The organism is Kitasatospora cheerisanensis KCTC 2395 (genome assembly GCF_000696185.1).
GTDB lineage: Bacteria > Actinomycetota > Actinomycetes > Streptomycetales > Streptomycetaceae > Kitasatospora > Kitasatospora cheerisanensis.
Genome location: NZ_KK853997.1, coordinates 5,650,767 through 5,676,930, shown reverse-complemented (window position 1 = coordinate 5,676,930; position 26,164 = coordinate 5,650,767). Strand labels below are relative to the sequence as shown.

The following is a 26,164-nucleotide window of genomic DNA, read 5'->3' as shown; positions in this document are numbered from 1 at the left end:
GTGCCGAATAGTCAACGTTCCACCCATGAGCAACCGTGCGAGACATTCGCTCGCAAGCGGCTATGTGCTCCTTAGAAAGGAGGTGATCCAGCCGCACCTTCCGGTACGGCTACCTTGTTACGACTTCGTCCCAATCGCTGGTCCCACCTTCGACGGCTCCTCCCCTTACGGGTTAGGCCACCGGCTTCGGGTGTTACCGACTTTCGTGACGTGACGGGCGGTGTGTACAAGGCCCGGGAACGTATTCACCGCAGCATGCTGATCTGCGATTACTAGCAACTCCAACTTCATGGGGTCGAGTTGCAGACCCCAATCCGAACTGAGACCGGCTTTTTGGGATTCGCTCCGCCTCACGGCATCGCAGCCCTTTGTACCGGCCATTGTAGCACGTGTGCAGCCCAAGACATAAGGGGCATGATGATTTGACGTCGTCCCCACCTTCCTCCGAGTTGACCCCGGCAGTCTCCTGTGAGTCCCCGACATTACTCGCTGGCAACACAGAACAAGGGTTGCGCTCGTTGCGGGACTTAACCCAACATCTCACGACACGAGCTGACGACAACCATGCACCACCTGTACACCGACCACAAGGGGGCGCCCATCTCTGAGCGTTTCCGGTGTATGTCAAGCCTTGGTAAGGTTCTTCGCGTTGCGTCGAATTAAGCCACATGCTCCGCTGCTTGTGCGGGCCCCCGTCAATTCCTTTGAGTTTTAGCCTTGCGGCCGTACTCCCCAGGCGGGGAACTTAATGCGTTAGCTGCGGCACCGACGACGTGGAATGTCGCCAACACCTAGTTCCCAACGTTTACGGCGTGGACTACCAGGGTATCTAATCCTGTTCGCTCCCCACGCTTTCGCTCCTCAGCGTCAGTAATGGCCCAGAGATCCGCCTTCGCCACCGGTGTTCCTCCTGATATCTGCGCATTTCACCGCTACACCAGGAATTCCGATCTCCCCTACCACACTCCAGCCTGCCCGTATCGAATGCAGACCCGGGGTTAAGCCCCGGGCTTTCACATCCGACGCGACAGGCCGCCTACGAGCTCTTTACGCCCAATAATTCCGGACAACGCTCGCACCCTACGTATTACCGCGGCTGCTGGCACGTAGTTAGCCGGTGCTTCTTCTGCAGGTACCGTCACTTGCGCTTCTTCCCTGCTGAAAGAGGTTTACAACCCGAAGGCCGTCATCCCTCACGCGGCGTCGCTGCATCAGGCTTTCGCCCATTGTGCAATATTCCCCACTGCTGCCTCCCGTAGGAGTCTGGGCCGTGTCTCAGTCCCAGTGTGGCCGGTCGCCCTCTCAGGCCGGCTACCCGTCGTCGCCTTGGTAGGCCATTACCCCACCAACAAGCTGATAGGCCGCGGGATCATCCTGAACCGCCGGAGCTTTCCACCAACCCCCATGCGGGAGAAGGTCGTATCCGGTATTAGACCTCGTTTCCAAGGCTTGTCCCAGAGTTCAGGGCAGATTCCCCACGTGTTACTCACCCGTTCGCCACTGATCCACCCCGAAGGGCTTCACCGTTCGACTTGCATGTGTTAAGCACGCCGCCAGCGTTCGTCCTGAGCCAGGATCAAACTCTCCGTGAATGTCTCCACGGGGAGCGGCACAGCAACCACCGGAATAGGGCGGTCCTGCGCACTGCGTCCTCGCTAGTGTTACTTCATAAAGGAATCTCCAACCGATCATCAAGACCGGCCGGGGATGTCAACATATCTGGCGTTGACTTTTGGCACGCTGTTGAGTTCTCAAGGAACGGACGCTTCCTTCGAGCCGCATTCCTGCGGACCCTCCGGGCGCTTCGTTCTTTCGTGTTCCCAGCTTATCAGAGGTTTTCTTCACCGTTTCACCGGTGTTTCCTCGAACTCGCTTTCGTTCGCCCCTCTCGGTGCGACTCCGGAACTGTACGGGGATCGGCTCCCGCAAAGCAAATCCGCCCCCGCACGCGATCGGTGCGGGGGCGGACGAGGGGCGCTGGGCGGCCCGGGAGGTCAGCGGACCTCGGTGATCTCGGGGCCGCGCGAGAACGGGTCGATGTTGCCGCCCGCGTAGGGGGACTCCGGGTCCGCGGGGGCCGCGGCGCCGTCGGCGACCATCTGGGCGTCCTCGGGGAGCTTGAGGACGATCGGGTCGCGGGGGGCCATGGGGGCCTCGCCGCGGACCACGACGGTCTGCCGGAAGACCTCTTCGAGCAGGCCGGCCATCTCGGGCTGGACCGCGGCCTGGCCGGAGATCACGCCGCGGAGGAACCAGCGCGGTCCGTCGCAGCCGACGAAGCGGACCAGCTGGACGCCCTGGGTGCCGTCGGGGAGCTGCACCGGGACCTGGGCGCGGAGGTGCCAGCCGAGCGAGCCCTCCTCTTCCTCGATGGCGCCGCCCTGGCTGGTGATGCCGGAGGCGATCTCCTCGCGGACCTCGCCCCAGATGCCCTCCGACTTGGGGGCGGCGAAGGCCTGGAGCTGGATGGCGCTGTTGCCGAGGACCAGGGTGGCGGCGACGATCGCGTCCCCGGCCACCTCGACCCGGAGCTCCATACCCTCGACACCGGGGACCAGCAGGCCTCCGAGGTCGACGCGGCCCTCTCCGGGCGTCTCCAGCTCGGAGATGTCCCACGGGCCGTCGGGGCGCGGGGCCGGCGGGAGGCCGACCCGGTCGGCCGGGTCGAGTTCGGTGTCGTTGCCGTCCTCGTTCTCGACGGAACCCTCGACGTCATCGGCCGTCTCGTCGGCGCTGATGGCGTCCTCGGCGAGCTGCTCGACAGCGTCCTCGCTCTTGCGACGACGGAACACGGTCACTGTCCTTCCCGGTCCAAGACCGAATCCAAGACCGAACGCGAATATCTGCTAACTGCTACCCATCGGACCGGCCGAAAACCGCTGCAACTGCATCGCTTCCACCCGCTCGTCGTGCTGCCCGGCGGAGCCGAGACCGCGGCGCATGCTAGACCGCGGCGTGACCGCCGGTCGAGCCGAACCCGCCTTCGGCCCGGACCGAACCCGGGAGTTCACCCACTTCGTGGAAGCGGGCCTTCTCGACCTGCTGGATGACCAGCTGGGCGATTCGGTCGCCTCGCTCGAAGTTGACCGGCTCCCGAGGGTCCAGGTTGACGACGATCACCTTGATCTCACCACGGTACCCGGCATCGACCGTCCCCGGGGCGTTCACCAGTGCAACTCCGCAACGGGCTGCGAGACCGGAGCGGGGGTGCACGAACGCGGCGTAGCCGTCCGGTAGCGCAATGGAGATGCCGGTGGGGAGCAGCGCCCGCTCGCCGGGCTGGAGCACGGCGTCGACGGTGGTGCGGAGGTCGGCGCCGGCGTCGCCGGGGTGCTCGTAGGCGGGGAGCGGGATCTCCGGGTCGAGGCGGCGGATCAGGATGTCGACGGGCTGGCGGGCGGGGTCGGTCACGGGTTCACCTCGAAGGCTCGGGCACGTTTGATCAGGTCCGGGTCGTCCAGGACCTTCTGCACGTCCTCGGGTCGGCCGTGCGTGGTGAAGTGTTCCAGCTTCACCTGGATGAACAGTGCCTGCGCGCGGATCGCGACCGGTCCGTCGGGGCCGCCGATGCGGCCCTCGGCGGCGCTGTAGACCTTGCGGCCGTGGACGCCGGTCACCCGTGCGTGGATGTGCAGCACGGAGTCGACGGGGACGGGCTGGACGAAGTCGGTCTCCAGGCGGCCGGTGACCGCGGGGGCGGCGAGCAGCCAGTTGAGGGTGCCGAGGGTCTCGTCCATGGCGGTCACCAGGACGCCGCCGTGGGCCAGGCCGGGGCCGCCCTGGTGGGCCGGCTTGACGGTGAACTGCGCGGTGACGTCGAGTTCCTCGCCGGCGACGGCGGTGAGCTGGAGGCCGTGGGGGTGGTGCGGGCCGCAGCCGAAGCAGTCGTCGTAGTGGGAGCCGATGACGGTTCCGGGGGCCGGGGCGTACGGGGAGCGGGCCGGCAGCACGGCGTCCGCGGGCGGGGTGGTGGGGGTCGATCCGTTCACAGCGGCGACCCTACCTGTCAGTAGCTTCCCGGGACAGGCTCGCCGAGGGGCCCCGGCCACCGGGCGCGGCGTGTGCTGCGCCCACAATGGAGGCATGTACGAGGAACGTCTCACCGTCCCGCGGTCCTGGTGGCTGCTGCCCGTGGCGCTCGGGCTCTCGCTCGGGTTGATCCTGCTCCGGTTCAGCGGGCTGGGCGCCCTGATCGGGCTGGTCGTGGGGGTGGCCGCCGGTGCGGCGGCCCTGAGCAGCTACGGCTCGGCGCGGATCCGGGTGGTGCAGGGGTCGCTGGTGGCCGGGCAGGCCCGGATCCCGGTGAGCGCGCTGGGCGAGGCCGAGGTGCTGAACCCGAAGGAGGCGGTGGCCTGGCGTTCGGTGAAGGCCGATCCGCGGGCGTTCATGCTGCTGCGCAGCTACGTGCCGACGGCGCTGAAGGTCGCGGTGACGGACCCGACCGACCCGACGCCGTACCTGTACCTGTCGACCCGGTCGCCGCAGCGGCTGGCGGACGCGCTGGGCGAGGCCGCGGGCGGCCGGAACCGCTGACCGGCGGAGAAGGAACGCAGAACGCCGAAAGGGACGGCCCCACCAACGTGGGGCCGTCCCTTTCGGCTTGTCTGCGAGCACTGCGGGTGCAGGCGCGCGGTTCGCGCACTGCCGGGTGCGACCGCTCGGGACGGTCGCTGCTTCTGCCTCCGGCCTCGCTGCTCAAGGCCGGACGGGGCGGCGTACCGGGCCGGCGGAGGGGTGTCGCCCGCCCGGGCCAGTGCCGCTCCGTTTTCAGGCGCCGCAGTCCCGGCAGATCGGCTGGCCGTTCTTCTCGCTGTACAGCTGGCTCCGGTGGTGGACCAGGAAGCAGCTCATGCAGGTGAACTCGTCGGCCTGCCGCGGCAGCACGCGGACCGAGAGCTCCTCGTTGGAGAGGTCGGCGCCCGGAAGCTCCAGACCTTCGTTCGCGTCGTACTCGTCGACGTCGACGGAGCTGGAGGCCTTCTCGTTCCTGCGGGCCTTCAGTTCCTCGATGCTGTCCTCGTTGAGGTCGTCATCGGTCTTGCGTGGGGTGTCGTAGTCCGTTGCCATGTTTCGCTCTCCCCCTTTGGGTGTGTGCGGTATCTCCAGCGCACGTAACGCCTGGGGGGCCGGTCTTGTGCCCGACCCGAGGCCGAGATTGTGCCTTACTTCAAGCCCTGTTACTCAATCGACACCCGGCCCGAGGCCCGTTGAGGTGATCGAACGGGGCTCGAACGGGGTCCACCGTGTGGGTGAACCCGCCGGGGACGGAAGCCGGTGATCGTGACGTTGGGTGGCCGTTGCCCGGCGGTCGGGGCCTGAACTCGGCGGCGGAGGGCGGTTCTTGACGACCGGTCGGGGCGGGCGCGATTGCCCGGCATGATGACTCAGCGCGACCGACCCACCCGAACGGGTGATCACTCCGCCGGGTGGCGCGAAGCGGCCGTCCGGCGGAGTGTGATGTTCGTCACATTGGGCGCGACTGCGGGCGTTTCCCGTGAAAACGGGCCTTTCGACCCGGCCGCGCGCGGTCGGATTGTCCGCATACCGACCGGAATCGAACAGCGGCCGTCCGTACCCGCGCGACCCGTGCGACCGGAGGTTCGGTCGGCGGTCCGGCCGGGGCGCGGTCGCCGGGCCGGCCGCCCGTGGGCCCCGTCGGGGCCCGTGCGGGGTCAGGCCTTGGCGGCGGCCGCGGCGGCGCGGCGGGCCAGCAGCGCGGCCTGGCGCTCGTCGAAGCGGGTGGCCTGGGTGTTCAGGCCGTCCAGGAAGGCGCCCAGCTCGTCCTGGGCCTGCTGGCCGACCGGGCCGAGGCCGGTGATCTCCATGACCTTCAGGTGGCGCAGCACGGGCTGCAGCACGTCGTCGTGGTGGATCCGCAGGTTGTAGATGCCGCCGATGGCGATCTGGACGGCCGAACGTTCGAAGCCGGGCATGCCGTGGCCGGGCATCCGGAAGTTGATCACCACGTCGGCGATGGCCCGCATGGTCTGGTCGGGAGCGAGCTCCAGGGCGGCCCTGAGCAGGTTCCGGTAGAAGACCATGTGCAGGTTCTCGTCGTTGGCGATCTTGGCCAGCAGCTGGTCGCAGAGCGGGTCGCCGGAGTGGTGGCCGGTGTTGCGGTGGGCGATCCGGGTGGCGAGCTCCTGGAAGGCGACGTAGGCGACGGACTGCAGCATGCTGTGCGCGTTGTCGGACTCGAAGCCCTCGGACATGTGCGCCATCCGGGCCCGCTCCAGCTCGACCGGGTCGACGGCGCGGGTGGCCAGCAGGTAGTCGCGGATCGCTATGCCGTGCCGGCCCTCCTCGGCGGTCCAGCGGTGCACCCAGGTGCCCCAGGCGCCCTCGCGGCCGAACATGCTCGCGATCTCGTGGTGGTAGCTGGGGAGGTTGTCCTCGGTCAGCAGGTTGACCACCAGGGAGATCCGGGCCAGCGGGGTGACCTTGGACTGGTCGAGGGACCAGGCCTCGCCGCCGAGCACGCCGTCGAAGTCCCGCCCCTGGCTCCACGGCACGAACTCGTGCGGCATCCACTCCTTGGCCGCCTTGAGGTGGCGGTTCAGCTCGGTCTCCACGACCTCTTCGAGCGCGAGGATCAGCCTGGCGTCGGTCCAGGCGGTCGTTGCGGTGCGCTGCACGGGGGCGATGGTCAAGGCGGTTGCTCCTGCGGCTGTGCGGGCGGACCTACGGCTCCGTAGGTTACGACACCGTAAGTTGTCGCGGCCGCAAATGACAAGCCGCCCCTGTCCAGCGCTTATGTCGTTCCGACATGGCTGGGCAGGGGCGGCTGGAGGCGTCCGGGCGCCGGGGCGCGGCACCGGAAAACGCCGTGTGCGGGCGCAGGCGGCCCGGAGGGCGGCCGGGCGGCTAAGGGATGCGGACCTGGATGCGCAGGCCTCCTCCGGGGCGGGCAGTGGCCTCCAGGGTGCCTCCGTGGGCGCGCACCACGGAGCGGACGATCGACAGGCCGAGGCCGACGCCCTTGTCGCTGCGGGTGCGGTCGGTGCTCTTCAGCCGGCGGAACGGCTCGAAGATGTGGTCGAGCTCGTAGCCGGGCACCACCGGGCCGGTGTTGCTCACCACCAGCTCGCCGCCCCCGCCGCGGACCGTCGCGGTGGTGATCTCCACCCAGCCGCCGGGGCTGTTGTAGCGGACGGCGTTCTGCAGCAGGTTGAGCGCGATCCGCTCCAGCAGCACGCCGTTGCCGTGGGCGGGCGCGGCGGCCAGGTCGGGGCGCAGCTCGACCTCCCGGTTGCCGGCCTCGGGGCGGATCTGCTCCAGCGCGCGCTGGGCGACCTCGGAGAGGTCGACGGGGCGGCGCTCGGTCAGCTCGTTCTCGCTGCGGGCGAGCAGCAGCAGACCTTCCACCAGCTGTTCGCTGCGCTCGTTGGTGGCCAGCAGGGTCTTGCCGAGCTGTTGCAGGTCGGGCGAGGTGCTCGGGTCGGAGAGCTGCACCTCCAGCAGGGTGCGGTTGATCGCCAGCGGGGTGCGCAGCTCGTGCGAGGCGTTGGCGACGAACCGGTGCTGGGAGTCGAAGGCGCGGTCGAGGCGCTCCAGCATCTCGTCGAAGGTGTCGGCGAGTTCCTTGAGCTCGTCGTCCGGGCCGTCCAGGTTGATCCGGCGGTGCAGGTCGGAGCCGGCCACCTCGCGGGCGGTGCGGGTGATCCGGCCGAGCGGGTGGAGGACCCGGCCGGCCACCGTGTAGCCGACCGCGAAGGCGATCACGGCCAGGCAGACCAGGGCGGTGAGCGCCTTGCGCAGCAGGGTGGAGAGCGCCTCGCTGCTGCGGGTGGCCTGGAAGTCCGCGAGCCACCGGTCGAGTTCGCCCTGGTTGGTCAGGGTGGCGCCGTCGTAGGCGCGCAGCGTGACGCCCTGGCCGAGGGTGAAGTGCGGCACCAGGTCGGTCTGGAAGGCCGAGCGGACGAAGTAGTACATCAGCAGCAGCAGGACCACCCCGGCCATCAGGAACATCCCGCCGTAGAGCAGGGTGAGCCGGATCCGGATGGTGGGCCGCAGCGACAGCCAGGCGAACAGGCCGTCGCCGGGACGGTAGGCGTCGTCGTCGCGGCCGTTCCGGCGCGGCGGGTGGTTCGGACGCGGGGGCACCTGGCCCGGGCCCGGGCGGGCGCGCCGGGGCCCCGCCGGGGAGTGGCGGGGTGGTCATGGCCGGAAGTCCTCTCAGGCGGCGGTGGTGGTTTCGGCGGGCCGGGTCACACCCGGTAACCGGAACCGGGGACGGTGACGATCACCGGCGGGTCGCCGAGCTTGCGACGCAGCGTCATCACGGTGACCCGGACCACGTTGGTGAACGGGTCGGTGTGCTCGTCCCAGGCCTTCTCGAGCAGCTGCTCGGCGGAGACCACGGCGCCGCCGGCCCGCATCAGGACCTCCAGCACGGCGAATTCCTTGGGGGCCAGCTGGACCGGCTTGCCGTCCCGGATCACCTCGCGGCGGCCCGGGTCGAGGCTGATCCCGGCGCGTTCCAGCACGGGGGGCAGCGGGACGGTGGCGCGGCGGCCGAGGGCGCGGACGCGGGCGACCAGCTCGCTGAACGCGAAGGGCTTGGGGAGGTAGTCGTCGGCGCCGATCTCCAGGCCCTCGACGCGGTCGCTGATGTCGCCGGAGGCGGTGAGCATGATCACCCGGGTGGCCAGGCCCTGTTCGACGACGCGCCGGCAGACGTCGTCGCCGTGCACCAGGGGGAGGTCCCGGTCGAGCACCACCACGTCGTAGTCGTTGACGGCGATCCGCTGCAGCGCGGCCTCCCCGTCGTAGACGACGTCGACCGCCATGGCCTCCCGGCGCAGACCGGTGGCGACGGCCTCGGCGAGCAGCTGCTCGTCCTCGACGACGAGTACCCGCACGGTGGTTTCCCTTCTCCTGGAGCGGCCCAGGCCGTGCTGCCCGTGCGGGCCGTGGTGCGCCGGGCGCGGATCCGAGCAGGCGGATCCGACGGTGCCTCCATCCTGCCTGGTCGCGCGGTAAAGCAGTCATAAGTCCGGTGCGCCGACGGCGAAAACGGAGCCGCCGGATGCCGGTTGGACTGTGACCCGGGCAACTTTCCGAGGAGTTGAGGTTTCCCCGCCCGGGGGGTGGGGAGGACACGTGCACACCGTGATGCCGCCGTACCGCGGCTCATCGCGGCCACCACCCGCCGAGTGCCCCATCCGCACCGGTCTGGGATCGAGAGCCACCGGGTCGCGGCCCACGCGCCGCCCGAGCACCCGACCGGATCCTGCACCGGTCGTCGGGTGCCCGTCCGGGGTTCATCCGATTCCGAGCCGGGGGGTTGACTCGGGCCGTGCCCGTCCGACACAGGAAAAGGGGGCCCGTATGGACGCCTTCACCGCCGGAATCCTTCAGCGGATCAAGAACGCCGAGCAGGATCTGCACCGCGCGATCGAGTCCGGGGACGAGTTCCTGGCCGAGGTCGAGCAGTCCGAGCTGGAAGACCTCCAGCGCCTCGCCGCCGAACACGGCGTGGACCCGGTGCTCGGAACGCACCGCTCCGCTGCCTGATCCCCTCCCAGCACCGACGAGCCCCGGCACGGTCCCCCGTGCCGGGGCTTCTCGCTGTCCGCGGCCGGTCAGTCGTGCCAGGCGCCGAGTTCCTCCAGCCGGGCCTGCAGCGGCTCGAACACGCCGGGCGGGGCGGCGACGGTGAGTTCGCCGTCGGCGGGCAGGCCGGGGCGGGAGCCGGTGAGGGCGCCGGCCTCGCGGGCGATCAGCACGCCGGCCGCGTGGTCCCAGGGGGCCAGGCCGCGCTCGTAGTAGCCGTCGACCCGGCCGGCGGCCAGGTCGCACAGGTCGACGGCGGCGGCGCCGGCCCGGCGGATGTCGCGGACCTCGCCCATCAGCGCGTGCAGCACCTCGGCCTGGTGCACCCGGCGCTCGCGCAGGTAGCCGAAGCCGGTCGCCACCAGCGCCTGTCCCCAGGCCGGGGCGGGGCGGACGGCCAGCCGGCGGCCGTTCAGGGTCGCGCCGCGGCCGCGCACCGCCTGGAACAGTTCGCCGCGGGCGGGCACCGAGACCACGCCGACGACCGCTTCGCCGTCCAGTTCGGCGGCCACGCTGACCGCCCAGGAGGGCAGCCCGTACAGGTAGTTGACGGTGCCGTCGAGCGGGTCGACCACCCAGCGGACGCCGCTGGTGCCGGGGCGTTCGGCGCCCTCCTCGCCGAGGTAGCCGTCGTCGGGGCGGCGGGCCGAGATCAGTTCCAGCACCAGCTTCTCGGAGGCGAGGTCCATCTCGGTGACCACGTCCACCGGGCTGCTCTTGGTGGCGGCCACCCCGAGGTCCTCGGGCCGGCCGTCGCGGAGCAGTTCGCCGGCCCGGGTGGCGGCTTCGAGGGCGGTGGCGAGCAGGTCGTCCAGCAGGTCCACGATCAGATCCTTCAGGCTTCGGCGGCGGCGGGGCGGGGCGCGCGGGGGTTGGGGCAGCAGGCGGTGGCGCACACGTCGTGGCTGGGGCCGAGGGCGCCCAGCGCGCAGCGGGTGACCGGCTCGCCGCGCTGGGCGGCGGCCCGTTCCAGGACGAGGTCGCGGACGGCGGCGGCGAACCGCGGGTCGTCGCCGACGGTGGCGGCCCGGGCGACCGGCAGGCCGAGTTCGGCGGCCTTGGCCACCGCCTCGGTGTCCAGGTCGTACTTGACCTCCATGTGGTCGGAGACGAAGCCGATCGGCACCATCACCACGGCTTCGGCGCCGTCGGCGTGCTGGTCCGCCAGGTGGTCGCAGATGTCGGGTTCCAGCCAGGGGATGTGCGGGGCGCCGCTGCGGCTCTGGTAGACCAGCTGCCAGGGGCGGTCGGCGACGCCGGTGTGCTCGGCGACCGCGTCGGCGATCAGCCGGGCGACGTCCAGGTGCTGGGCGACGTAGGCGCCGCCGGGGGTGCCGCGGGCCGGGTCGTCGGGGGCGCCGGAGGTCTCGGCCATGGCGGTCGGGATGGAGTGCGTGGTGAACGCCAGCCGGGCGTTCTCCCGTACGGCGTCGGGGAGTTCGGCGAGTGCGGCGAGGGTGGCGTCGATCATCGGCCGGACGAAGCCGGGGTGGTTGTAGAAGTGCCGGAGCTTGTCGACGGTGAGCTCGGGGCGGCCTTCGGCGGCGAGCCGGGCGAGCGCGTCGGCGAGGTTCTCCCGGTACTGGCGGCAGCCGGAGAACCCGGCGTAGGCGCTGGTGGCGAGCACCAGGACCCGGCGGTGTCCGTCGTCGGCGATCTCCCGCAGGGCGTCGACCAGGTACGGGGCCCAGTTCCGGTTGCCCCAGTACACCGGCAGGTCGAGTCCGTGGTCGGCGAAGTCCTTGCGGAGGGCGGCCAGCAGGGCGCGGTTCTGCGCGTTGATCGGGCTGACGCCGCCGAACAGGAAGTAGTGCTTGCCGACCTCGGTCAGCCGCTCCTTCGGGATGCCGCGTCCCCGGGTGACGTTCTCCAGGAAGGGCACCACGTCCTCGGGGCCCTCCGGCCCGCCGAAGGACAGCAGCAGCAGCGCGTCGTACGGCGCGGGGTCGGTGGGGGTGCGCGTGTCGGGCATGGTCCCGATCCTGCCACCCGTGACGGCGCGGCCGGTGCAGGGCTTCCGGTGGCGGGTGTCCGGAATATCCCGGGTGCGGACGATGGATCACGGTTCGTAAGCTGTCTGGACGACAGTTGTGCCTTACCACCGTGAGGCGGCTGTCCTGCCCCCGTGCCGCACCCCGTCCGACGGAGCCCCCGTGCTGTCCAGCTACCGCCAGATCTTCGCCGCCCCCGGCAGTCTGGCCTTCTCGTCCTCCGGGCTGATAGCCCGCCTGCCGATCTCGATGACCGGGATCGGCACCGTCACCATGCTCGCCGAGATGAAGGGCACCTTCTGGCTCGGCAGCGCGCTGTCGGCCACCCTGGCGGTCTCCGCCGCGGTGCTCGGCCCGTGGATCTCCCGGCTGGTCGACCGGCACGGCCAGCGCCGGGTCGCGCTGCCCGCCACGCTGGCCACCGTGCTGGCCGCGGCCGGCCTGCTGCTCGGCGCCCGGACCGGCCTGCCCGACTGGACGCTGTTCCTGTTCGCGGCCGGCATGGGCGTGATGCCCAGCACCGGTTCGATGGTCCGCGCCCGCTGGGCGCACCTGTACCGGGACGAGCCGCCGAAGCTGCACACCGCGTACTCCTTCGAGGCGGTCGCGGACGAGATCTGCTTCATCGTCGGCCCGATCCTCGCGGTCTCGCTGGCGACCACGGTGTTCCCCGAGTCCGGCGTGCTGCTGGCCGGGATCTTCCTGGTGGTCGGCGTCCTGCTGTTCACCGGCCAGCGGCGCACCGAGCCGCCGGTGCATCCGGCGGCGCACCATTCCGGGCCGAGCGCGATCGCCAACCGGGGCCTGCAGATCCTGGTGATGACGCTGGTCGCCACCGGCGGCGTGTTCGGCTCGGTCGAGGTGGTCACGGTCGCGTTCGCCAAGGCCCAGCAGCACACCGGCGCCTCCGGTCCGGTGCTCGCCGTGTACGCGCTGGGCTCCTGCCTGGCGGGCGCGGTGTTCGGCACCCTGAAGCTGACCGGGTCGATGGCCCGCCGCTTCCTGATCGGGGTGACGGTGATGGCGGCCGGCATGGTGCCGCTGATCCTGGCCGCCGAGCTGTTGCACGGCACCGCCGCGCTGGTGGGCGTCGGCGCCGCGCTGTTCCTGTCCGGCCTGGCCATCTCGCCGACGCTGATCACCGCGATGGCGCTGGTCGAGCGCCTGGTCCCGGCCGCCCAGCTGACCGAGGGGATGACCTGGACGACCACCGGCCTGGCGCTCGGCGTGGCGGTCGGCTCCTCGGCGGCCGGCCTGGTGGTGGACGCGAACGGCGCCGCCAACGGCTACTGGGTGCCGGTGGCCGCCGCGGGCTTCGGCGCGCTGGCCGGGTACGCCGGGATGGGCCGGCTGCGCCGGCAGCTGGCCGCGGTCGAGCAGCAGGCGCCCGCGTCGGAGGCCGTCGCCTCGTAGGCTCGACGATGTGAGCTTCCCTCATGTTCGACTCTTCGGACCATGGACCGGCCGGTTCGCAGTGACTACGCTCCCCCTACCCACCGGTAGAACCGGCAGGCGGGAACGCGCGAGCGGGAGGGCTCTGGAGATGACCGAGGTCTGGCGGAACTGGGCGGGGAACCAGAGCGCGCGGCCCGCGCAGGTGACGGCGCCGGGCACGGTCGAGGAACTGGCTGCGGTGGTCCGCGCGGCGGGCGAGGCCGGCCGCCGGGTGAAGGCGGTCGGCTCCGGCCACTCGTTCACCGCGATCGCCGCGGCCGGCGACGCCGTGATGGTGCGCCCGGACCGGCTGACCGCGGTGCGCGGGATCGACCGCGCCGCCGGCACCGTCACCGTCGAGTCGGGCCTCCCGCTGAGCCGGCTCAACCGGCTGCTGGCCGCGGCCGGCCTGTCGCTCACCAACATGGGCGACATCGAGGTGCAGACGGTGGCCGGCGCCACCAGCACCGGCACGCACGGCACCGGCCGGGACTCCGGCTCGCTGGCCGCGCAGATCAGGGCGGTGGAGATCGTCCTCGCCGACGGCACGGTGCGGACCTGCTCCGCCACCGAGAACGCCGAGCTGTTCCAGGGCGCCCGCCTCGGCCTCGGCGCGCTCGGCGTGGTCAGCGCGCTGACCTTCGCGGTGGAGCCGATGTTCCTGCTCGCCGCGCACGAGCAGCCGATGGGCTTCGACGAGGTGCTGGACCGCTTCGACGACCTGACGGCCGTCAACGAGCACTTCGAGTTCTACTGGTTCCCGCACACCGACCGCTGCTCGACCAAGCGCAACAACCGCAGCCAGGGCCCGGCCGCGCCGCTGCCGAGGTTCAAGGCCTGGCTGGACGACGACTTCGTCTCCAACACCGTGTGGGAGGGCGCCTGCCGGGTGGGCCGGGCGTTCCCCGGCGCGATCCCCGCCATCGCGCAGATCGCCAGCCGCGCCTGGTCGGAGCGCCGCTTCACGGACCAGGCGTACAAGGTGTACACCAGCCCCCGCAAGGTCCGTTTCGTCGAGATGGAGTACGCGGTGCCGCGCGAGGCGGCGACCACCGTGCTGCGCGAACTGAAGGCGCTGGTGGAGCGCTCCGGCTGGCGGATCAGCTTCCCCGTCGAGGTGCGGGTCGCCCCGGCGGACGACCTGTGGCTGTCCACCGCGAACGGCCGGGACACCGCCTACATCGCCGTCCACCTGTACCGGGGCACCCGCGAGGCCGGTTACTTCACCGAGGTGGAGAAGCTGATGACGGCCCATCAGGGCCGCCCGCACTGGGGCAAGCTGCACACCCGCGACGCCGAGTACCTGTCTGCCGCCTACCCGCACTTCGGCGACTTCACCGCCCTGCGCGACAAGGTCGACCCGGACCGCCGCTTCGCCAACGACTACCTGCGCCGGGTGCTCGGCGACTGACCGGCCGTCAGCCCGTGGGCCCCGCCCCGGGCTCGGCCGCCCCGCCCGCGGCCGGAGCCGGCGAGGCCTCCCCGGTCGCGGCCGGGGAGCCGCCGGCGCCGGGCGCGGAGCTCGGCTCCGGCGCGCCGGACGGGCGGGCCGAGGTGCTGGGCGCGGGCGAGCCCGAACTCCCGGGCGAGGGGAGGCTGCTCGGCCCCGGCCGGGACGGCTCGGAGCTCGGCGAGGCCGCCGGCGCGGGCTGCTTCCCGTCCTCCTTGCCGCCCTGGTCGCCCTGGTCGCCCTGTTCGCCCTGACCGCCGGACGGGCGGGACGGGTTGAACGAGGTGCCGCTGCCGTCCTGGCCGGTGGTGATGTCGTGCAGCGGTTTTCCGGCGGCGAGTTCCACCGCGACGATCGGCACCATCGCAATGGCGAACACCAGTGCGGATGCCGCCGCGTAGGACTTCCACGTCCAGCGGCGTTTCGCCCGCACCAGGCTGGGCGCGTTCCACTCCTGGCTGATTCCGCCCTCCGGAGCGGGCCGGGGACGGGCCGCCGGAGCGGATTCGGCACCGCGTTCCACCGCGTTGCGCAGTTGTTCCCCGGTGCGTTTGAAGAGGTGCTGGAACACCGCGCTTCCGGTCGTCGCCCCCACCGAGACGACGGCCGCGCCGAGTATCGTTCCGTACACTCCGAGTTCCGAGGCGAGTACCGCGCCGACCACCGTCGCCAGCGCACTCGCCGCCACCTGAGTGACCGTCAGATCAAGCCGTCTGCGCTCGCCCTTCTCTTCGGCCGAGGCCGCTCCGTGCGCGAACTGCTCCCTCTGCTGCGGCATCCCGGTCCCTCGGTCGGTGTGTCGGAATTTCGAACAAGTCTCTCCATCTTGCCCAAAGAAGGACACAAGGGTCGAAAATCCGGTTCCTTCCGGTCGATATATGTGAAGATGATCACCGTCCGCCGATCACCGGCCGTCCTATGGGGTGCGCCCTCGTGAGATTCCGATGATTCGCGGGAGACTTGAGCGGCGAGCCGCCCCTGTGGATGCCACGAATGGAGTACTGTTCGTGGAGCCTGAGCCTTCGGTCCCGCCTGTCGACACTCCGTCAGACGACGGCCCGGGCGCCCGGGTGCGATGTCGACCGTCGACGTGGCAAACAGGCAACCGTGCCACAGCGGCGCGCACGGGCGAAAGCCCGACACGCCGGGTAACTCTGCAAGGTTGTGGCCACTCGCCAGCGGGCAGGCCACACTCAGTACGGGAGCAGCGACGCAGGTGACGTCGGCAGGCACCACCCGGGAGGTAACCGTGCCCGAACTGCGCGTCGTGGCCGTCAGCAACGACGGCACACGGCTGGTGCTCAAGGCTGCCGACAGCACGGAGTACACCCTTCCGATCGACGAGCGGCTGCGCGCCGCCGTCCGGGGTGACCGGCCGCGGCTCGGCCAGATCGAGATCGAGGTGGAGAGCCACCTCCGCCCGCGGGACATCCAGGCGCGGATACGAGCAGGCGCCTCCGCCGAGGAGGTCGCCCAGGCCGCCGGCATCTCGGTCGAACGCGTCCGCCGCTTCGAGGGTCCGGTGCTGGCCGAGCGCGCCTTCATGGCCGAGCGGGCCCGCAAGACGGCGATCCGCCGCCACGGCGAGTCCACCGGCCCGCAGCTCGGCGAGGCCGTCGCCGAGCGCCTCGCGCTGCGCGGCGCCGAGAAGGACACCGAACGCTGGGACTCCTGGCGCCGCGACGACGGCACCTGGGAGGTCATCCTCGTCTACCGCGCCGACGGCGAACACCGGCGCGCCGCCTGGTCCTACGACCCGCCGCGGCGCCTGGTGCAGCCCAACGACGACGAGGCGCGCGCCCTGATCGGCGAGAACGTGGAACGCGAGGAGGACTCGGTCTTCCCGTTCATCCCGCGGATCGCCCGCCTCCCCCAGGACCGCCCGGCCCGCCCGATGATCGAGCGGCCCTCCGCCGACCGCATCATGCAGGTGCGCGAGGCCCGGGAGGCCCGCGAGGCCGTCGCGGTCTCCCCCGAACGGGACTCCCTCACCAGCCTGTTGGACGTGGTGCCCTCCTACCGCGGCGACCTGACCCCGGTCGGGCCGAGCGTGGAGACCGCGGTCACCGAGGAGCCCGAGGAGATCGAGGAGTCCGCGAGTGCGCCGGCGGCGAGCGTCGGCGCGGGCTCCGCGTACGCGGACATCCTGATGCCGCGCTCGGTCTCCCCGCACCGCGACCGCATGGTCGGCGCGACCGACCGCCAGGCGGAGGCGGACGGCGTCCGCCCCGGCCGGCGGGCGACGGTGCCGAGCTGGGACGAGATCGTGTTCGGGTCGCGGCGCAAGAAGCCCGAGTAGCGGACCGGCTCTCCCGGGTCCCTGCGGGAGCTCCACCGGGGGCTCGGGGAACGGCGAGGCCGGGACTGCTGGTGGTCAGCGGGGCGCGGAGAGGTCATGTCGTTTCGGGCCCCTGTCTTCGGGCCCGCCGCAGTCATGACCTACCGCGGTCCTCGACCACCAGCCGCTCGGCCTCGCCGTTCCCCGGGCCGCTGACGGGTCTCAGCCCACCGGATTCGCGGGGTTCGCGGACCACTCGCTCCAGGAGCCCGGGTAGAGCGCCGCGCCCTGGTGGCCGGCGAGTTCGAGGGCGAGGAGCTGGTGGGCGGCCGTGACGCCGGAGCCGCAGTAGACGGCCGTGGTGGCGGGGTCGGTGACGCCGAGGGCGGCGAACCTCTCGACGAGGACTCCGGCGGGGAGGAAGCGTCCGTCCGCCGCGAGGTTCTCCGTGGTGGGGGCGGAGGTCGCGCCGGGGATGTGGCCGGCCCGGGGGTCGACGGGTTCGGTCTCGCCGCGGTAGCGCTCGCCGGCCCTGGCGTCCAACAGCAGTCCGGTGCGGGCGAGTTCCGCGGCGCGGGCGGCGTCGACGGTGGGCAGGTGGCCGGGCGAGACCTTGAAGTCGCCGTCGCCGGGGGCGGGCGTCTCGGTGGTGAGCGGCTGCCCGTCGGCGAGCCACGCCGCGAGGCCGCCGTCGAGGACGCGGACGTCGGTGTGGCCGGCCCAGCGGAGCAGCCACCAGGCGCGGGCGGCGGAGAGCGAGGGCCCGGCGTCGTAGGCGACGACGGGGCGGTGGGCGTCGACGCCGGCCCGGCGCAGTGCGGTGGCGAGGCGTTCGGGGTCGGGCAGCGGGTGGCGGCCGGCGGTGCCGGGCGGGTCGGCGAGCTCGTGGTCGAGGTCGAGGTAGTGGGCGCCGGGCAGGTGGCCCTTGGCGTACTCCTCGGCGCCGGCCGGCCCGCCGAGCTGCCAGCGGATGTCGAGCAGCACCGGCGGGTGCGGGGTGTCGAGGGCGGCGGCGAGTTCGGCGACGGTGATCAGCGGCGAAGTCATGCCGCCATTGTCGCGCGCCGGGCCTGACGCGGTGTCAGCCTTCGAACGGGAGGACGTCCGGGGAGAGGACGGCGGCGCGGGCGGTGGCGGCGGTGAGGCGGCGGCGGTGGTGGCGGCGGCAGAGCACCTCGTAGCCGATCTCGTCCTCGTTGACGGCGACGTCGCCGACCACGACCTGGGCTCCTTCGACGACCATGACGCCGCCGACGGTGCGGGCGTTGTGGGTGGCGCGGGCGCCGCACCAGCAGAGTGCCTCGACCTGGAGGACCTCGACCCGGTCGGCGAGCTCGATCAGCCGCTGGGAGCCGGGGAAGAGCTTGGTGCGGAAGTCGGTGGTGATCCCGAAGGTGAACACGTCGATGCCCAACTCGTCCACGATGCGGGCGAGTTGGTCGATCTGTCCGGCGGAGAAGAACTGGGCTTCGTCGCAGATCAGGTAGTCGACCTTGCCGCCGGCGGAGAGCAGGTGGACGACGTACGCCTGGAAGTCGAACTCGTCGCCGACCTCGACCGCGTCGGCGCGCAGGCCGAGGCGGCTGGAGATGGTGGCGGCGCCGGCCCGGTCGTGGCGGGTGAAGATGATGCCCTGCCGACCGCGCGCGGTGTGGTTGTGGTCCATCTGGAGGGCGAGCGTCGACTTGCCGCAGTCCATCGTGCCCGAGAAGAACACCAGTTCAGCCATGGGTGGAGCGTCAGCCTTTCGGGCGGGGGTGGTTGACGGGCCGGTCTCAGCCGCGGACTTCGAGCAGCGGGACGAGTTGTTCGACGGGGGTCATCGAGCCGTGCAGGCCGATCATCTGGGACTCGCCGGGCTCGTTGCGGCTGGCGATGATCGCGATGTCGTCGCGGGCGGCGGCGACCACGTCGCCGATCCGGTGGTACACCCGCTCGTCCACGTTCGGGCCGAACCAGCCTGCGGCGATGGCCTGTTCGCGGGTGGCGACCCACATCTGCTCGCCGAGGACCTCGCTCCACACGGCGTACACGTCGCCGGCCGCGCCGGGGTGGGCGTACACGTGGCGGGCACGGCCCTCGCCGCCGAGCAGGGCGACGCCGGCGGAGAGCTCCCAGTCCTCGTCGAAGTCGATCCGGTTCTCCGGGGTGACGTCGATCATGCCGTGGTCGGCGGTGATGTACAGCGCGGAGCGCGGCGGGAGCTGTTCGGCGAGGCGGCGGGCGAGCCGGTCGACGGTGGACAGGGTGAGCCGCCACTCGTCGGAGTCGACGCCGAACCGGTGCCCGGCGGCGTCGAGTTCGCTCAGGTACGTGTAGACCAGGGCGCGGTCGTGCTCGGCCAGCCAGGCGGCGGCGCGGTCCATCCGCTCCTCGCCGGTGGTGCGGCCGAGGAAGGTGCCGCCGGACAGCGCGACCTGGGTGAGCGGGGTGGCCGCGAACAGCGGGGAGGACACCTGGGCGGTGGCCACGCCGGCGTTCTGCGCCTGCTCGAAGACGGTCGGGTAGGGCTGCCAGCCGTGCGGGTCGACCGGCGGCTGCCAGCGCAGCTGGTTCATCAGCTGCCCGCGGCCGGGGATCGCCACCGTGTACCCGGCCAGGCCGTGCTGCCCCGGCGGCAGGCCGGTGCCCACGGAGGCCAGCGAGGTGGCGGTGGTGGACGGGAAGCCGGAGGTGATCGGCGTTCCGGCGGCCGTCAGCGAGTTGAGGAACGGCGCCCAGTCGGGGTGCCGGCGGATCAGCTCCCAGCCGAGGCCGTCGACCAGGAAGACGCAGACCCGGTCGGCGGGCTCCAGCGGCAGCGTGGCGCGGTGGCCGGGCACGCCGAGGCCGGCCGCCAGGGTGGGCAGCAGGTCGGAGAGGGCGGCGCAGCCGTAGCGCGGGGCGGGGGCGTCGGCGGGGTCGAGCGGATGGAACGAGTCGTAGCCGTGATGCATACCGGGCTCAGCCGTTGGCCACGGTCGCCTCGGACAGCGCCCGGGCGAACACCAGCGCCTGGGCGACCGTCTCGGGGCCGTCACCGGCCTCGCTGACCCGCAGCGACAGGTCGTCGGCGGTGGCGGAGCCGGTGTAGCCGTGGTCCGCCTCGCAGTTGGGGTCGGAGCAGCCGGCCGGTTCCAGGTCGAGGCGCTGCACGGCGCCCCAGCCGATGGTGAGGACGACCTCGCGGGGCAGGGTGCCGGGGGTGTACGTCTCGGGGTTGGCGACCATGCGGCTGATCACCACGGAGCTGATCCGGTCCAGCCGGACCGTCTCGGTGGAGGTGGTGGCGTACGGGACGGGCGTGGCCGCGTCGCCGTTCTGCTCGTCGGTGTGGCTGACCACGAAGCGGGACGGGGTGAGCACCAGCACGGTGACGTGCCGGCGGACCTCGTTCGCGTCGAAGGTGGTCTCCTGGTGCACCAGGTACGAGCTGATCGGCTCGGGGCCCACCGCGGACTCCACCGCCTCGGAGACCAGCGCCGGGTAGTAGCCGCTGCGCTCGATCGCGGACCGCAGGTCCTGCGTGGTGGTACCGGTCTTCGCCATATCTCCATCCTGGCATGTCCCGCCGGTCCGGCGGGTGGCACTGCGCCGGGGTCGCCCGGCCCGTCGTCCTGCCGTCGGGCCCGGAGGTCGTCCGCTCCTGCCGGGCGGGCAACCACGCAAGGTTACAGCGTGCTCATGGCGCGCGGTCCCAGATCGGTGCGGACCGGCAGCGGGGCGATTCGGACCCGCGCGCCGAGCACGGTCAGGCCGTTCGGGGCGACCACCACGGGCTCCAGGTCCACGGACGCGACCTCGGGCAGGTCGTCGACCAGGCGGGAGACGCGCAGCAGCAGTTCCTCCAGCGCGTCGGTGTCGACCGCCTCCGCGCCGCGCCAGCCGAACAGCAGGGGGGCGGCCCGCACCTCCCGGATCAGTTCGGCGACGTCCCGGTCGGTGGCGGGGACCAGCCGGTGGGCGACGTCGCCGAGCAGTTCGGCGGGGGCGCCGGCCAGGCCGAAGGAGAGGATGGTGCCGACCGCCGGGTCGACGGCCGCGCCGATCACGGTGTCCACGCCGCGTGGGGCGAGCCGCTGCACCACCAGTTCCGCCTGCGCGGCGCCGCCCAGCAGGGCGTCCAGCTCGCGGTGGGCGCGGCGCAGTTCGGCCTCGCTGGTGAGGTCGAGCCGGACGCTGCCGAGGTCGGGGCGGTGGCGCAGGTGTTCGGCGGTGGCTTTCAGCGCAACGGGGTAGCCGAGGGTGGCCGCCGCCTTGACGGCGCTGCCCTCGTCCGGTGCGGCCAGCGTCGGGCTGACCCGGATGCCGTAGTGGCCGAGCAGCGCGGCGGCCTCCGCCTCGGGCACGGTGACCCGGGCGCCGCCGGGCTGAAGCCGGGCGGCGACCGCTTCGCGGCTGCCCAGGGCCTGTTCGACGAGGGCGCGGGCGGCGCCCTCGTCGACGTGGTCGAGTTCGGGGACGCGGGCGGTCTCCTCGGCCTCGGCGCTGCGGCGGCGCCACTTCGCGTAGCGCACCGCGTCGGCGAGGGCGTGGACGGCGCGCTCGGGCGCCGGGTAGGCGGGGACTCCCCCGGCGCGCAGCCGGCCGACCAGCGCGGGCAGGGCGAGGTGGGCGAGCACCAGCGGCTTGCCGAGTTCCCGGCCGCGGTCGGCGGCGTCCAGCAGGGCCTGCGCGATCTCCGGGGCGTCCTCGACCAGTTCGGGCGCGGCCTCGGGGCCGTGCACGCCGATCGGCGGGATGGCGACGGCGATCACCGCGTCCACCTGCGGGTCGCTGAGTGCGGTGTCCAGGGCGATCCGGAAGTTCTCGCCGCTGGCGCCGGTGGTCAGGTCGACGGGGGTGCGCGGGCGCAGGCCGGTGCTCAGGCAGGTGTCGTAGGTGAGCAGGCCGAGCGAGTCGGAGTTGCCGACGATCGCGACCCGGCTGCCGGACGGCAGCGGCTGCCCGGCCAGCAGTTCGCCGGTGTCGAAGAGTTCGGTGATGGTGTCCACCCGGATCACGCCGGCCTGCTGGAACAGGGCGTCCACGGTGGCGTCGCGCAGCCGGGTGGCGGCGGGCTGGACGGCGTGGCCGGGCGGCAGGCTGCCGGTGTGCCGGGCGCCCTTGAGCACCACGACGGGCTTGGCGGCGGCGAGCCGGCGGGCGATCCGGGTGAACTTCCGCGGGTTGCCGAAGGATTCGAGGTAGAGCAGCACCACGCCGGTGGCGTCGTCCTCCTCCCAGTACTGGAGCAGGTCGTTGCCGGAGACGTCGCCCCGGTTGCCGACCGACGCGAACGAGGAGATGCCGGTGCCGCGCCGGTGGGCGGCCTCCAGCAGGGCGACGCCGATCGCGCCGGACTGGCAGAACACGCCGAACGGTCCGCGTTCGGGCAGCACGGGGGCGAGCGAGGCGTTCAGCCGGTGCTCGGGGTCGGTGTTGATCAGGCCGAAGGCGTTCGGGCCGATCACCCGCATGCCGGCGGCCCGGGCCTGCCGGACCAGTTCGCGCTGCCGGTCGCGCCCGTCCGGCCCGGTCTCGGCGTACCCGGCGGTGACCACCACCAGGCCCTGCACGCCGTGCGCGCCGCACTCGGCGACGGTCGCCGGGACGGCGGACTCCGGCACCGCGATCACGGCCAGGTCGACCGGGCCGGGGATCGCCTGCACCGAGCGGTGGCTCGGCAGCCCGTCCAGCAGGGTGCCCGGGTCGGCGCTGCGGTTCACCGCGTACACCGGGCCGTCGAAGCCGGCCCGGAGGTCGCGCAGCAGCGCCCGGCCGACCGACTGCGGGTTGCGCGAGACGCCGACCACGGCGATCGAACGGGGCGTCAGCAGCCGCTGCACGGACCGGGCTTCGGCGCGGTGCTCGCGGGCCCGCATGACGGCGAGCGAGGCGGCGGTGGGCTCCAGGTCGAACTCCAGGTGCACCACGCCGTCGGCGAAGCTGCGCCGCTGGGTGTAGCCGGCGTCGGTGAACACCTTCACCATCTTCCGGTTCTCCGGCAGCACTTCGGCGGTGAACCGGCGGATGCCGCGCTCCTGCGCGACCGCCGCGATGTGCTCCAGCAGCGCGGAGGCGATGCCCCGGCCCTGGTGGGCGTCCTGCACCAGGAAGGCCACCTCGGCGTCCGTGCCGGTGGTGGACGGCATGCCCTGCTTGTCGATCCGGTCGTACCGGACGGTGGCGATGAACCGGTCCCGCACCACCAGGGCCAGGCCGACCCGGTTCACGTAGTCGTGGTGCGTGAACCGGCGCACGTCCTTGTCGGACAGGTGCGGGTACGGGGCGAAGAAGCGGAAGTACTTCGACTGGTCGGAGACCTGCTCGTAGAACTCCACCAGCCGGTCCGCGTCGTCCGCGGTGATCGGTCTGATCCGGGCCGTGCCGCCGTCGCGCAGCAGGACGTCGGCCTCCCAGTGCTGCGGATAACCGTGCCCGGCCTCTTCGCGCGCCGTGGCGTGCTTGACGGTGTCGTGCTCCACGGTCGTCAGGGTAGTCGTCGGCGAGCCTGATGGCGCCGGCCGTGCTCGGCACGGCACGCTGACCCTGCTCGCCGCCGGGCCCCGCCGAGGGCGGCGTGCAACACTGGTCTAGACAACCCTTGCACCACCTTGCACCACCTGAAAGGCACCTCTCATGGCTGAGCGCCGCGTCACCATCGGTTGGGCCGAGGGCCTGCACGCCCGTCCCGCCTCCATCTTCGTCAAGGCCGTCACCTCCACCGGCGTCCCGATGACCATCGCCAAGGAGGGCGGCACCCCGGTCAACGCCGGCTCCATGCTCGGCCTGCTCGCCCTCGGCGCGGAGGGCGGCGAGACCGTCGTCCTCTCCGCGACCGCCGACGGCGCCGACACCGCGCTCGACCGCGTCGCCAAGCTCGTCCAGGAAGGCCTGGACGAGCTGCCCGCGGCGTAGCTGCGACCTCCCACGGTCCCCTGCTGGCGACCATCCGTCTGTCGTAGGGTCCTCGGGTGGCGATCTCAACCGAAGCCGAAGACCCGCACGCCGTCAGGTCCGCCGCGGCGGACACCCTCGGCGTGGGCCTGGGCCTGTACCCCCTGGGCGTCGCCTTCGGCGTGCTGCTGGTCCAGAGCGGGTTCGACTGGTGGTGGGCGCCGGTGTTCTCGCTGCTGATCTACGCGGGCTCGCTGGAGTTCCTCGCGATCGGCCTGTTCCTCGCCCTGACCCCGCTCGCGTCCGTGGCCGTCACCACGTTCCTGGTGAACTTCCGGCACGTCTTCTACGGCCTGTCCTTCCCCCTGCACCGCGTCCGGGGCCGCGCCGCGAAGGCGTACAGCGTCTACGCGCTGACCGACGAGGCGTACGCCCTGGCCGCCGCCCGCCCGGGTCTGACGGGCCGCCGGATCGTGGCCGTCCAGGCGTTCTGCCAGGCGTACTGGGTGCTCGGCGGGGTGACGGGGCGCTGCTGGGCGCGGCCCTGCCGGGCGACCTCCGCGGGCTGGACTTCGCGCTCACCGCACTGTTCGCGGTGCTGGCCGTGGACGGCTGGCGGGCCACCCGGGACGTCCCGGGCCCGGTCCTCGCGCTGCTGTGCGCGCTGGCCGCGCTGCTGCTGGCGAAGGGCCAACTGCTGGTGGTGGCGCTGGGGTTGTTCGTGGCGGCGCTGACCGTCCGGTACCTGCTGAGGGGGCGTCGTGCCTGACTGGCGGTACGTGCTGGCGGGCCTGCTGACGATGTTCGCGGTGACGCTGCTGCTGCGCGCCGCGCCGTTCGTGCTGCTGGGCCGGCTGCGGGAGTCCGGCCTGCTGCGGTTCCTGGCGGCGACCATGCCGGCCGGCGTGATGGTGATCCTGACCGTCTACACCCTGCGGGACGTCCCGCTCGCGGAGGCGGGCCCGGCCGCCGCCGGCCTGGCGGCGACCCTCGGCCTGCACCTGTGGCGGCGCAACGCCCTGCTCTCGATCGTCGCGGGAACGGCCGTCTACATGCTGGCCCTGAACCTCACCTGAACCGCGCCGAACCGGCCTGACCCCGTCCGACCGGCACGGACGGTAATTCGGGTGCGCCCCGCCCGGCCCCCGACGTAGCCTCGTGCCCATGTCGACGCTCTTCATCTCCTAGCAAGCGGACCCGCTTCCACGCCACCCGTGTGTCCTCTTGCTGTTGTTTCGGAGCGTCTTTTCTCATGATCACCGTCTGTGGTCTCGACGTGCGCGTCGGCGCGCGCCTGCTGTTGCACGACATCTCCTTCCACCTCGCCCCCGGCGACCGGGTCGGCCTGGTCGGCCGCAACGGCGCGGGCAAGACCACCCTGCTGTCCACGCTGGCGGGCCTCGTCGAGCCGTCCGCCGGGAGCGTGCAGCGCCAGGGATCGACCGGGTACCTGCCGCAGGACTCCCGCGCGGCGGATCCGGCCGTCCCGGTGCTGGACCGCATCCTGTCCGCCCGCGGGATGGACGAGGCGCAGCGGGCGCTGCGCACCGCCGAGTCCGCGATGGCCGGGGCCGAGGGGCCCGCGCTGGAGCGGGCGTTGCGCGCGTACACCCGGGCCGAGGACGGCTTCCAGCGGTGCGGCGGGTACGCCGCGCAGGCGGAGGCGGCCCGGGTGGCGGCGGGCCTCGGCCTGCCCGAGCGGCTGCTGGAGCAGCCGGTGGGCGATCTGTCGGGCGGTCAGAAACGGCGGGTGGAGCTGGCCCGGATCCTGTTCGCCGGGCACGACACGCTGCTGCTGGACGAGCCGACCAACCACCTGGACGCGGAGTCGATCGCCTGGCTGCGCGGCTTCCTCGCCTCCCACCGGGGCGGGCTGGTGCTGATCAGCCACGACCTGGAGCTGATCGACGGGACGGTGAACCGGGTGTTCCACCTGGATCCGCAGCGCGCCGCGCTGGACGTGCACAACACCGGCTGGTCGGCGTACCTGGTGCAGCAGGCCGCGGACGAGCGGCGGCGCGCCCGGGAGCGGGCGAACGCGGAGCGGAAGGCGGCGCGCCTGCACGCGCAGGCGGACCGGATGCGGGCCAACGCGAGCACCGCGTCGGCCGCGCAGTCGATGGCGAAGCGGGCGGACCGGCTGCTGGCGGAGGCCGAGCCGGTGCGGCGGGCCGGGCGGACGGCGCGGATCCGGCTGCCGGAGCCCGCGCCGTGCGGGCGGATCCCGCTGGGGGCGATCAGCCTGGCGAAGACGTACCGCGGCCACCGGGTGCTGAACGGGGTCGACCTGGCGGTGGACCGCGGCAGCCGGCTGGTGGTGCTCGGCCCGAACGGGGTGCACTCGGGCGCCAACGTGCTGCTGCTGGACGAGCCGACCAACAACCTGGACCCGGCCTCCCGGGACGAGGTGCTGCGCGCGGTCGCCGAGTACCCGGGCGCGATGGTGATGGTCACCCACGACCCGGAGGCGCTCGCGGCGCTGCGCCCGGACCGCGTCCTGCTGCTGCCGGAGGCGCACGAGGACCTGTGGCACGACCGCTACCGCGCGCTGGTCGGGGCCGAGTAGCCCGGGCCGCCGGCGGGGCCGGGGAGCGCGGC

General features: G+C 72.3%; 24 protein-coding genes and 1 rRNA gene. 9 read left to right on the top strand and 16 right to left on the bottom strand.

Translation table 11 applies throughout. The annotated features are described in order from the left end of the window. Nucleotides 1-75: 75 nt before the first annotated feature. From KCH_RS25710 to KCH_RS25695, 4 genes are all read right to left on the bottom strand, one after another. Nucleotides 76-1,592, bottom strand: a 16S ribosomal RNA gene (locus KCH_RS25710). 402 nt (nucleotides 1,593-1,994) lie between these two features. Further along, nucleotides 1,995-2,792 carry a DUF3710 domain-containing protein gene (locus tag KCH_RS25705; RefSeq protein WP_035873653.1) on the bottom strand — a complete coding sequence of 266 codons (798 nt, stop codon included), beginning with the start codon at nucleotides 2,790-2,792 and terminating at the stop codon, nucleotides 1,995-1,997. Between the two features lie 151 nt (nucleotides 2,793-2,943). After that, a complete protein-coding gene (dut, locus tag KCH_RS25700) occupies nucleotides 2,944-3,411 on the bottom strand; it encodes a dUTP diphosphatase (protein ID WP_035866879.1) in 468 nt (155 codons plus the stop codon). Then, nucleotides 3,408-3,989 (bottom strand): PaaI family thioesterase, encoded by a 582-nt coding sequence (locus KCH_RS25695; RefSeq protein WP_035866876.1) that lies wholly within the window; start codon nucleotides 3,987-3,989, stop codon nucleotides 3,408-3,410. The genes dut and KCH_RS25695 overlap by 4 nt, the downstream gene beginning before the upstream one ends. Before the next feature lie 94 nt (nucleotides 3,990-4,083). Here KCH_RS25695 and KCH_RS25690 point away from each other — a divergent pair, with 94 nt between their 5' ends. Then, nucleotides 4,084-4,533 carry a DUF3093 domain-containing protein gene (locus tag KCH_RS25690; RefSeq protein WP_035866874.1) on the top strand — a complete coding sequence of 150 codons (450 nt, stop codon included), beginning with the start codon at nucleotides 4,084-4,086 and terminating at the stop codon, nucleotides 4,531-4,533. 234 nt (nucleotides 4,534-4,767) lie between these two features. On the opposite strand, the gene KCH_RS25685 is transcribed toward KCH_RS25690, so the two are convergent. From KCH_RS25685 to KCH_RS25670, 4 genes are all read right to left on the bottom strand, one after another. Beyond that, on the bottom strand, nucleotides 4,768-5,067 hold the full coding sequence (locus KCH_RS25685) for a DUF4193 domain-containing protein (RefSeq protein WP_014138508.1): 300 nt from the start codon (nucleotides 5,065-5,067) through the stop codon (nucleotides 4,768-4,770). Nucleotides 5,068-5,672: 605 nt separating this feature from the next. Then, complete coding sequence (locus tag KCH_RS25680) at nucleotides 5,673-6,650, bottom strand: acyl-ACP desaturase (RefSeq protein WP_035866871.1); 978 nt, start codon at nucleotides 6,648-6,650, stop codon at nucleotides 5,673-5,675. A 214-nt stretch (nucleotides 6,651-6,864) separates the two neighbouring features. Beyond that, nucleotides 6,865-8,103 (bottom strand): sensor histidine kinase, encoded by a 1,239-nt coding sequence (locus KCH_RS25675; protein ID WP_051653444.1) that lies wholly within the window; start codon nucleotides 8,101-8,103, stop codon nucleotides 6,865-6,867. Nucleotides 8,104-8,207: 104 nt separating this feature from the next. Then, nucleotides 8,208-8,861, bottom strand: coding sequence for a response regulator transcription factor (locus KCH_RS25670; RefSeq protein WP_030458051.1), 654 nt, complete (start codon nucleotides 8,859-8,861; stop codon nucleotides 8,208-8,210). Nucleotides 8,862-9,330: 469 nt separating this feature from the next. Here KCH_RS25670 and KCH_RS25665 point away from each other — a divergent pair, with 469 nt between their 5' ends. Beyond that, nucleotides 9,331-9,516 carry a hypothetical protein gene (locus KCH_RS25665; RefSeq protein ID WP_035866869.1) on the top strand — a complete coding sequence of 62 codons (186 nt, stop codon included), beginning with the start codon at nucleotides 9,331-9,333 and terminating at the stop codon, nucleotides 9,514-9,516. 68 nt (nucleotides 9,517-9,584) lie between these two features. On the opposite strand, the gene KCH_RS25660 is transcribed toward KCH_RS25665, so the two are convergent. Beyond that, a complete protein-coding gene (locus tag KCH_RS25660; RefSeq protein ID WP_035873649.1) occupies nucleotides 9,585-10,385 on the bottom strand; it encodes an inositol monophosphatase family protein in 801 nt (266 codons plus the stop codon). A 5-nt stretch (nucleotides 10,386-10,390) separates the two neighbouring features. Then, nucleotides 10,391-11,527 (bottom strand): ferrochelatase, encoded by a 1,137-nt coding sequence (locus tag KCH_RS25655; protein WP_035866867.1) that lies wholly within the window; start codon nucleotides 11,525-11,527, stop codon nucleotides 10,391-10,393. A gap of 181 nt (nucleotides 11,528-11,708) precedes the next feature. Here KCH_RS25655 and KCH_RS25650 point away from each other — a divergent pair, with 181 nt between their 5' ends. Together KCH_RS25650 and KCH_RS25645 are read left to right on the top strand one after the other, a co-directional pair. Next, nucleotides 11,709-12,959: an MFS transporter gene (locus tag KCH_RS25650; protein ID WP_035866864.1), complete on the top strand. Its 1,251-nt coding sequence runs from the start codon at nucleotides 11,709-11,711 to the stop codon at nucleotides 12,957-12,959. 130 nt (nucleotides 12,960-13,089) lie between these two features. Further along, nucleotides 13,090-14,391 (top strand): D-arabinono-1,4-lactone oxidase, encoded by a 1,302-nt coding sequence (locus tag KCH_RS25645; protein WP_035866862.1) that lies wholly within the window; start codon nucleotides 13,090-13,092, stop codon nucleotides 14,389-14,391. A gap of 7 nt (nucleotides 14,392-14,398) precedes the next feature. Here KCH_RS25645 and KCH_RS25640 read toward each other — a convergent pair whose 3' ends face one another. Next, nucleotides 14,399-15,208, bottom strand: a complete 810-nt coding sequence (locus KCH_RS25640) for a hypothetical protein (RefSeq protein ID WP_157032194.1) — start codon at nucleotides 15,206-15,208, stop codon at nucleotides 14,399-14,401. A 438-nt stretch (nucleotides 15,209-15,646) separates the two neighbouring features. On the opposite strand from KCH_RS25640, the gene sepH reads away from it, so the two are divergent. Continuing rightward, entirely contained in the window at nucleotides 15,647-16,729 is a 1,083-nt protein-coding gene (sepH, locus tag KCH_RS25635; RefSeq protein WP_084223916.1) for a septation protein SepH, read from the top strand. A 201-nt stretch (nucleotides 16,730-16,930) separates the two neighbouring features. On the opposite strand, the gene KCH_RS25630 is transcribed toward sepH, so the two are convergent. The 5 genes from KCH_RS25630 to KCH_RS25610 form a co-directional block, all read right to left on the bottom strand. Further along, nucleotides 16,931-17,755 carry a sulfurtransferase gene (locus KCH_RS25630; RefSeq protein WP_035866858.1) on the bottom strand — a complete coding sequence of 275 codons (825 nt, stop codon included), beginning with the start codon at nucleotides 17,753-17,755 and terminating at the stop codon, nucleotides 16,931-16,933. Nucleotides 17,756-17,789: 34 nt separating this feature from the next. Continuing rightward, nucleotides 17,790-18,437: a thymidine kinase gene (locus tag KCH_RS25625; protein WP_035866855.1), complete on the bottom strand. Its 648-nt coding sequence runs from the start codon at nucleotides 18,435-18,437 to the stop codon at nucleotides 17,790-17,792. 46 nt (nucleotides 18,438-18,483) lie between these two features. Then, nucleotides 18,484-19,644, bottom strand: a complete 1,161-nt coding sequence (locus KCH_RS25620; protein ID WP_035866853.1) for an alkaline phosphatase family protein — start codon at nucleotides 19,642-19,644, stop codon at nucleotides 18,484-18,486. Nucleotides 19,645-19,651: 7 nt separating this feature from the next. Next, a complete protein-coding gene (locus KCH_RS25615) occupies nucleotides 19,652-20,236 on the bottom strand; it encodes a DUF5998 family protein (protein ID WP_035866851.1) in 585 nt (194 codons plus the stop codon). Nucleotides 20,237-20,358: 122 nt separating this feature from the next. Then, nucleotides 20,359-23,154: a bifunctional acetate--CoA ligase family protein/GNAT family N-acetyltransferase gene (locus tag KCH_RS25610; RefSeq protein ID WP_035866850.1), complete on the bottom strand. Its 2,796-nt coding sequence runs from the start codon at nucleotides 23,152-23,154 to the stop codon at nucleotides 20,359-20,361. 154 nt (nucleotides 23,155-23,308) lie between these two features. Between KCH_RS25610 and KCH_RS25605 the strand changes: the two genes are divergently transcribed. The 4 genes from KCH_RS25605 to KCH_RS25590 all read left to right on the top strand — a co-directional run bounded on the left by KCH_RS25605 (nucleotide 23,309) and on the right by KCH_RS25590 (nucleotide 26,132). Beyond that, complete coding sequence (locus KCH_RS25605; RefSeq protein ID WP_035866847.1) at nucleotides 23,309-23,587, top strand: HPr family phosphocarrier protein; 279 nt, start codon at nucleotides 23,309-23,311, stop codon at nucleotides 23,585-23,587. A gap of 56 nt (nucleotides 23,588-23,643) precedes the next feature. After that, nucleotides 23,644-24,300 (top strand): AzlC family ABC transporter permease, encoded by a 657-nt coding sequence (locus KCH_RS25600; RefSeq protein ID WP_244305434.1) that lies wholly within the window; start codon nucleotides 23,644-23,646, stop codon nucleotides 24,298-24,300. Between the two features lie 27 nt (nucleotides 24,301-24,327). Beyond that, entirely contained in the window at nucleotides 24,328-24,642 is a 315-nt protein-coding gene (locus KCH_RS25595; RefSeq protein ID WP_035866845.1) for a branched-chain amino acid transporter permease, read from the top strand. A 176-nt stretch (nucleotides 24,643-24,818) separates the two neighbouring features. Then, a complete protein-coding gene (locus KCH_RS25590) occupies nucleotides 24,819-26,132 on the top strand; it encodes an ABC-F family ATP-binding cassette domain-containing protein (RefSeq protein ID WP_035866842.1) in 1,314 nt (437 codons plus the stop codon). Nucleotides 26,133-26,164: the final 32 nt, after the last annotated feature.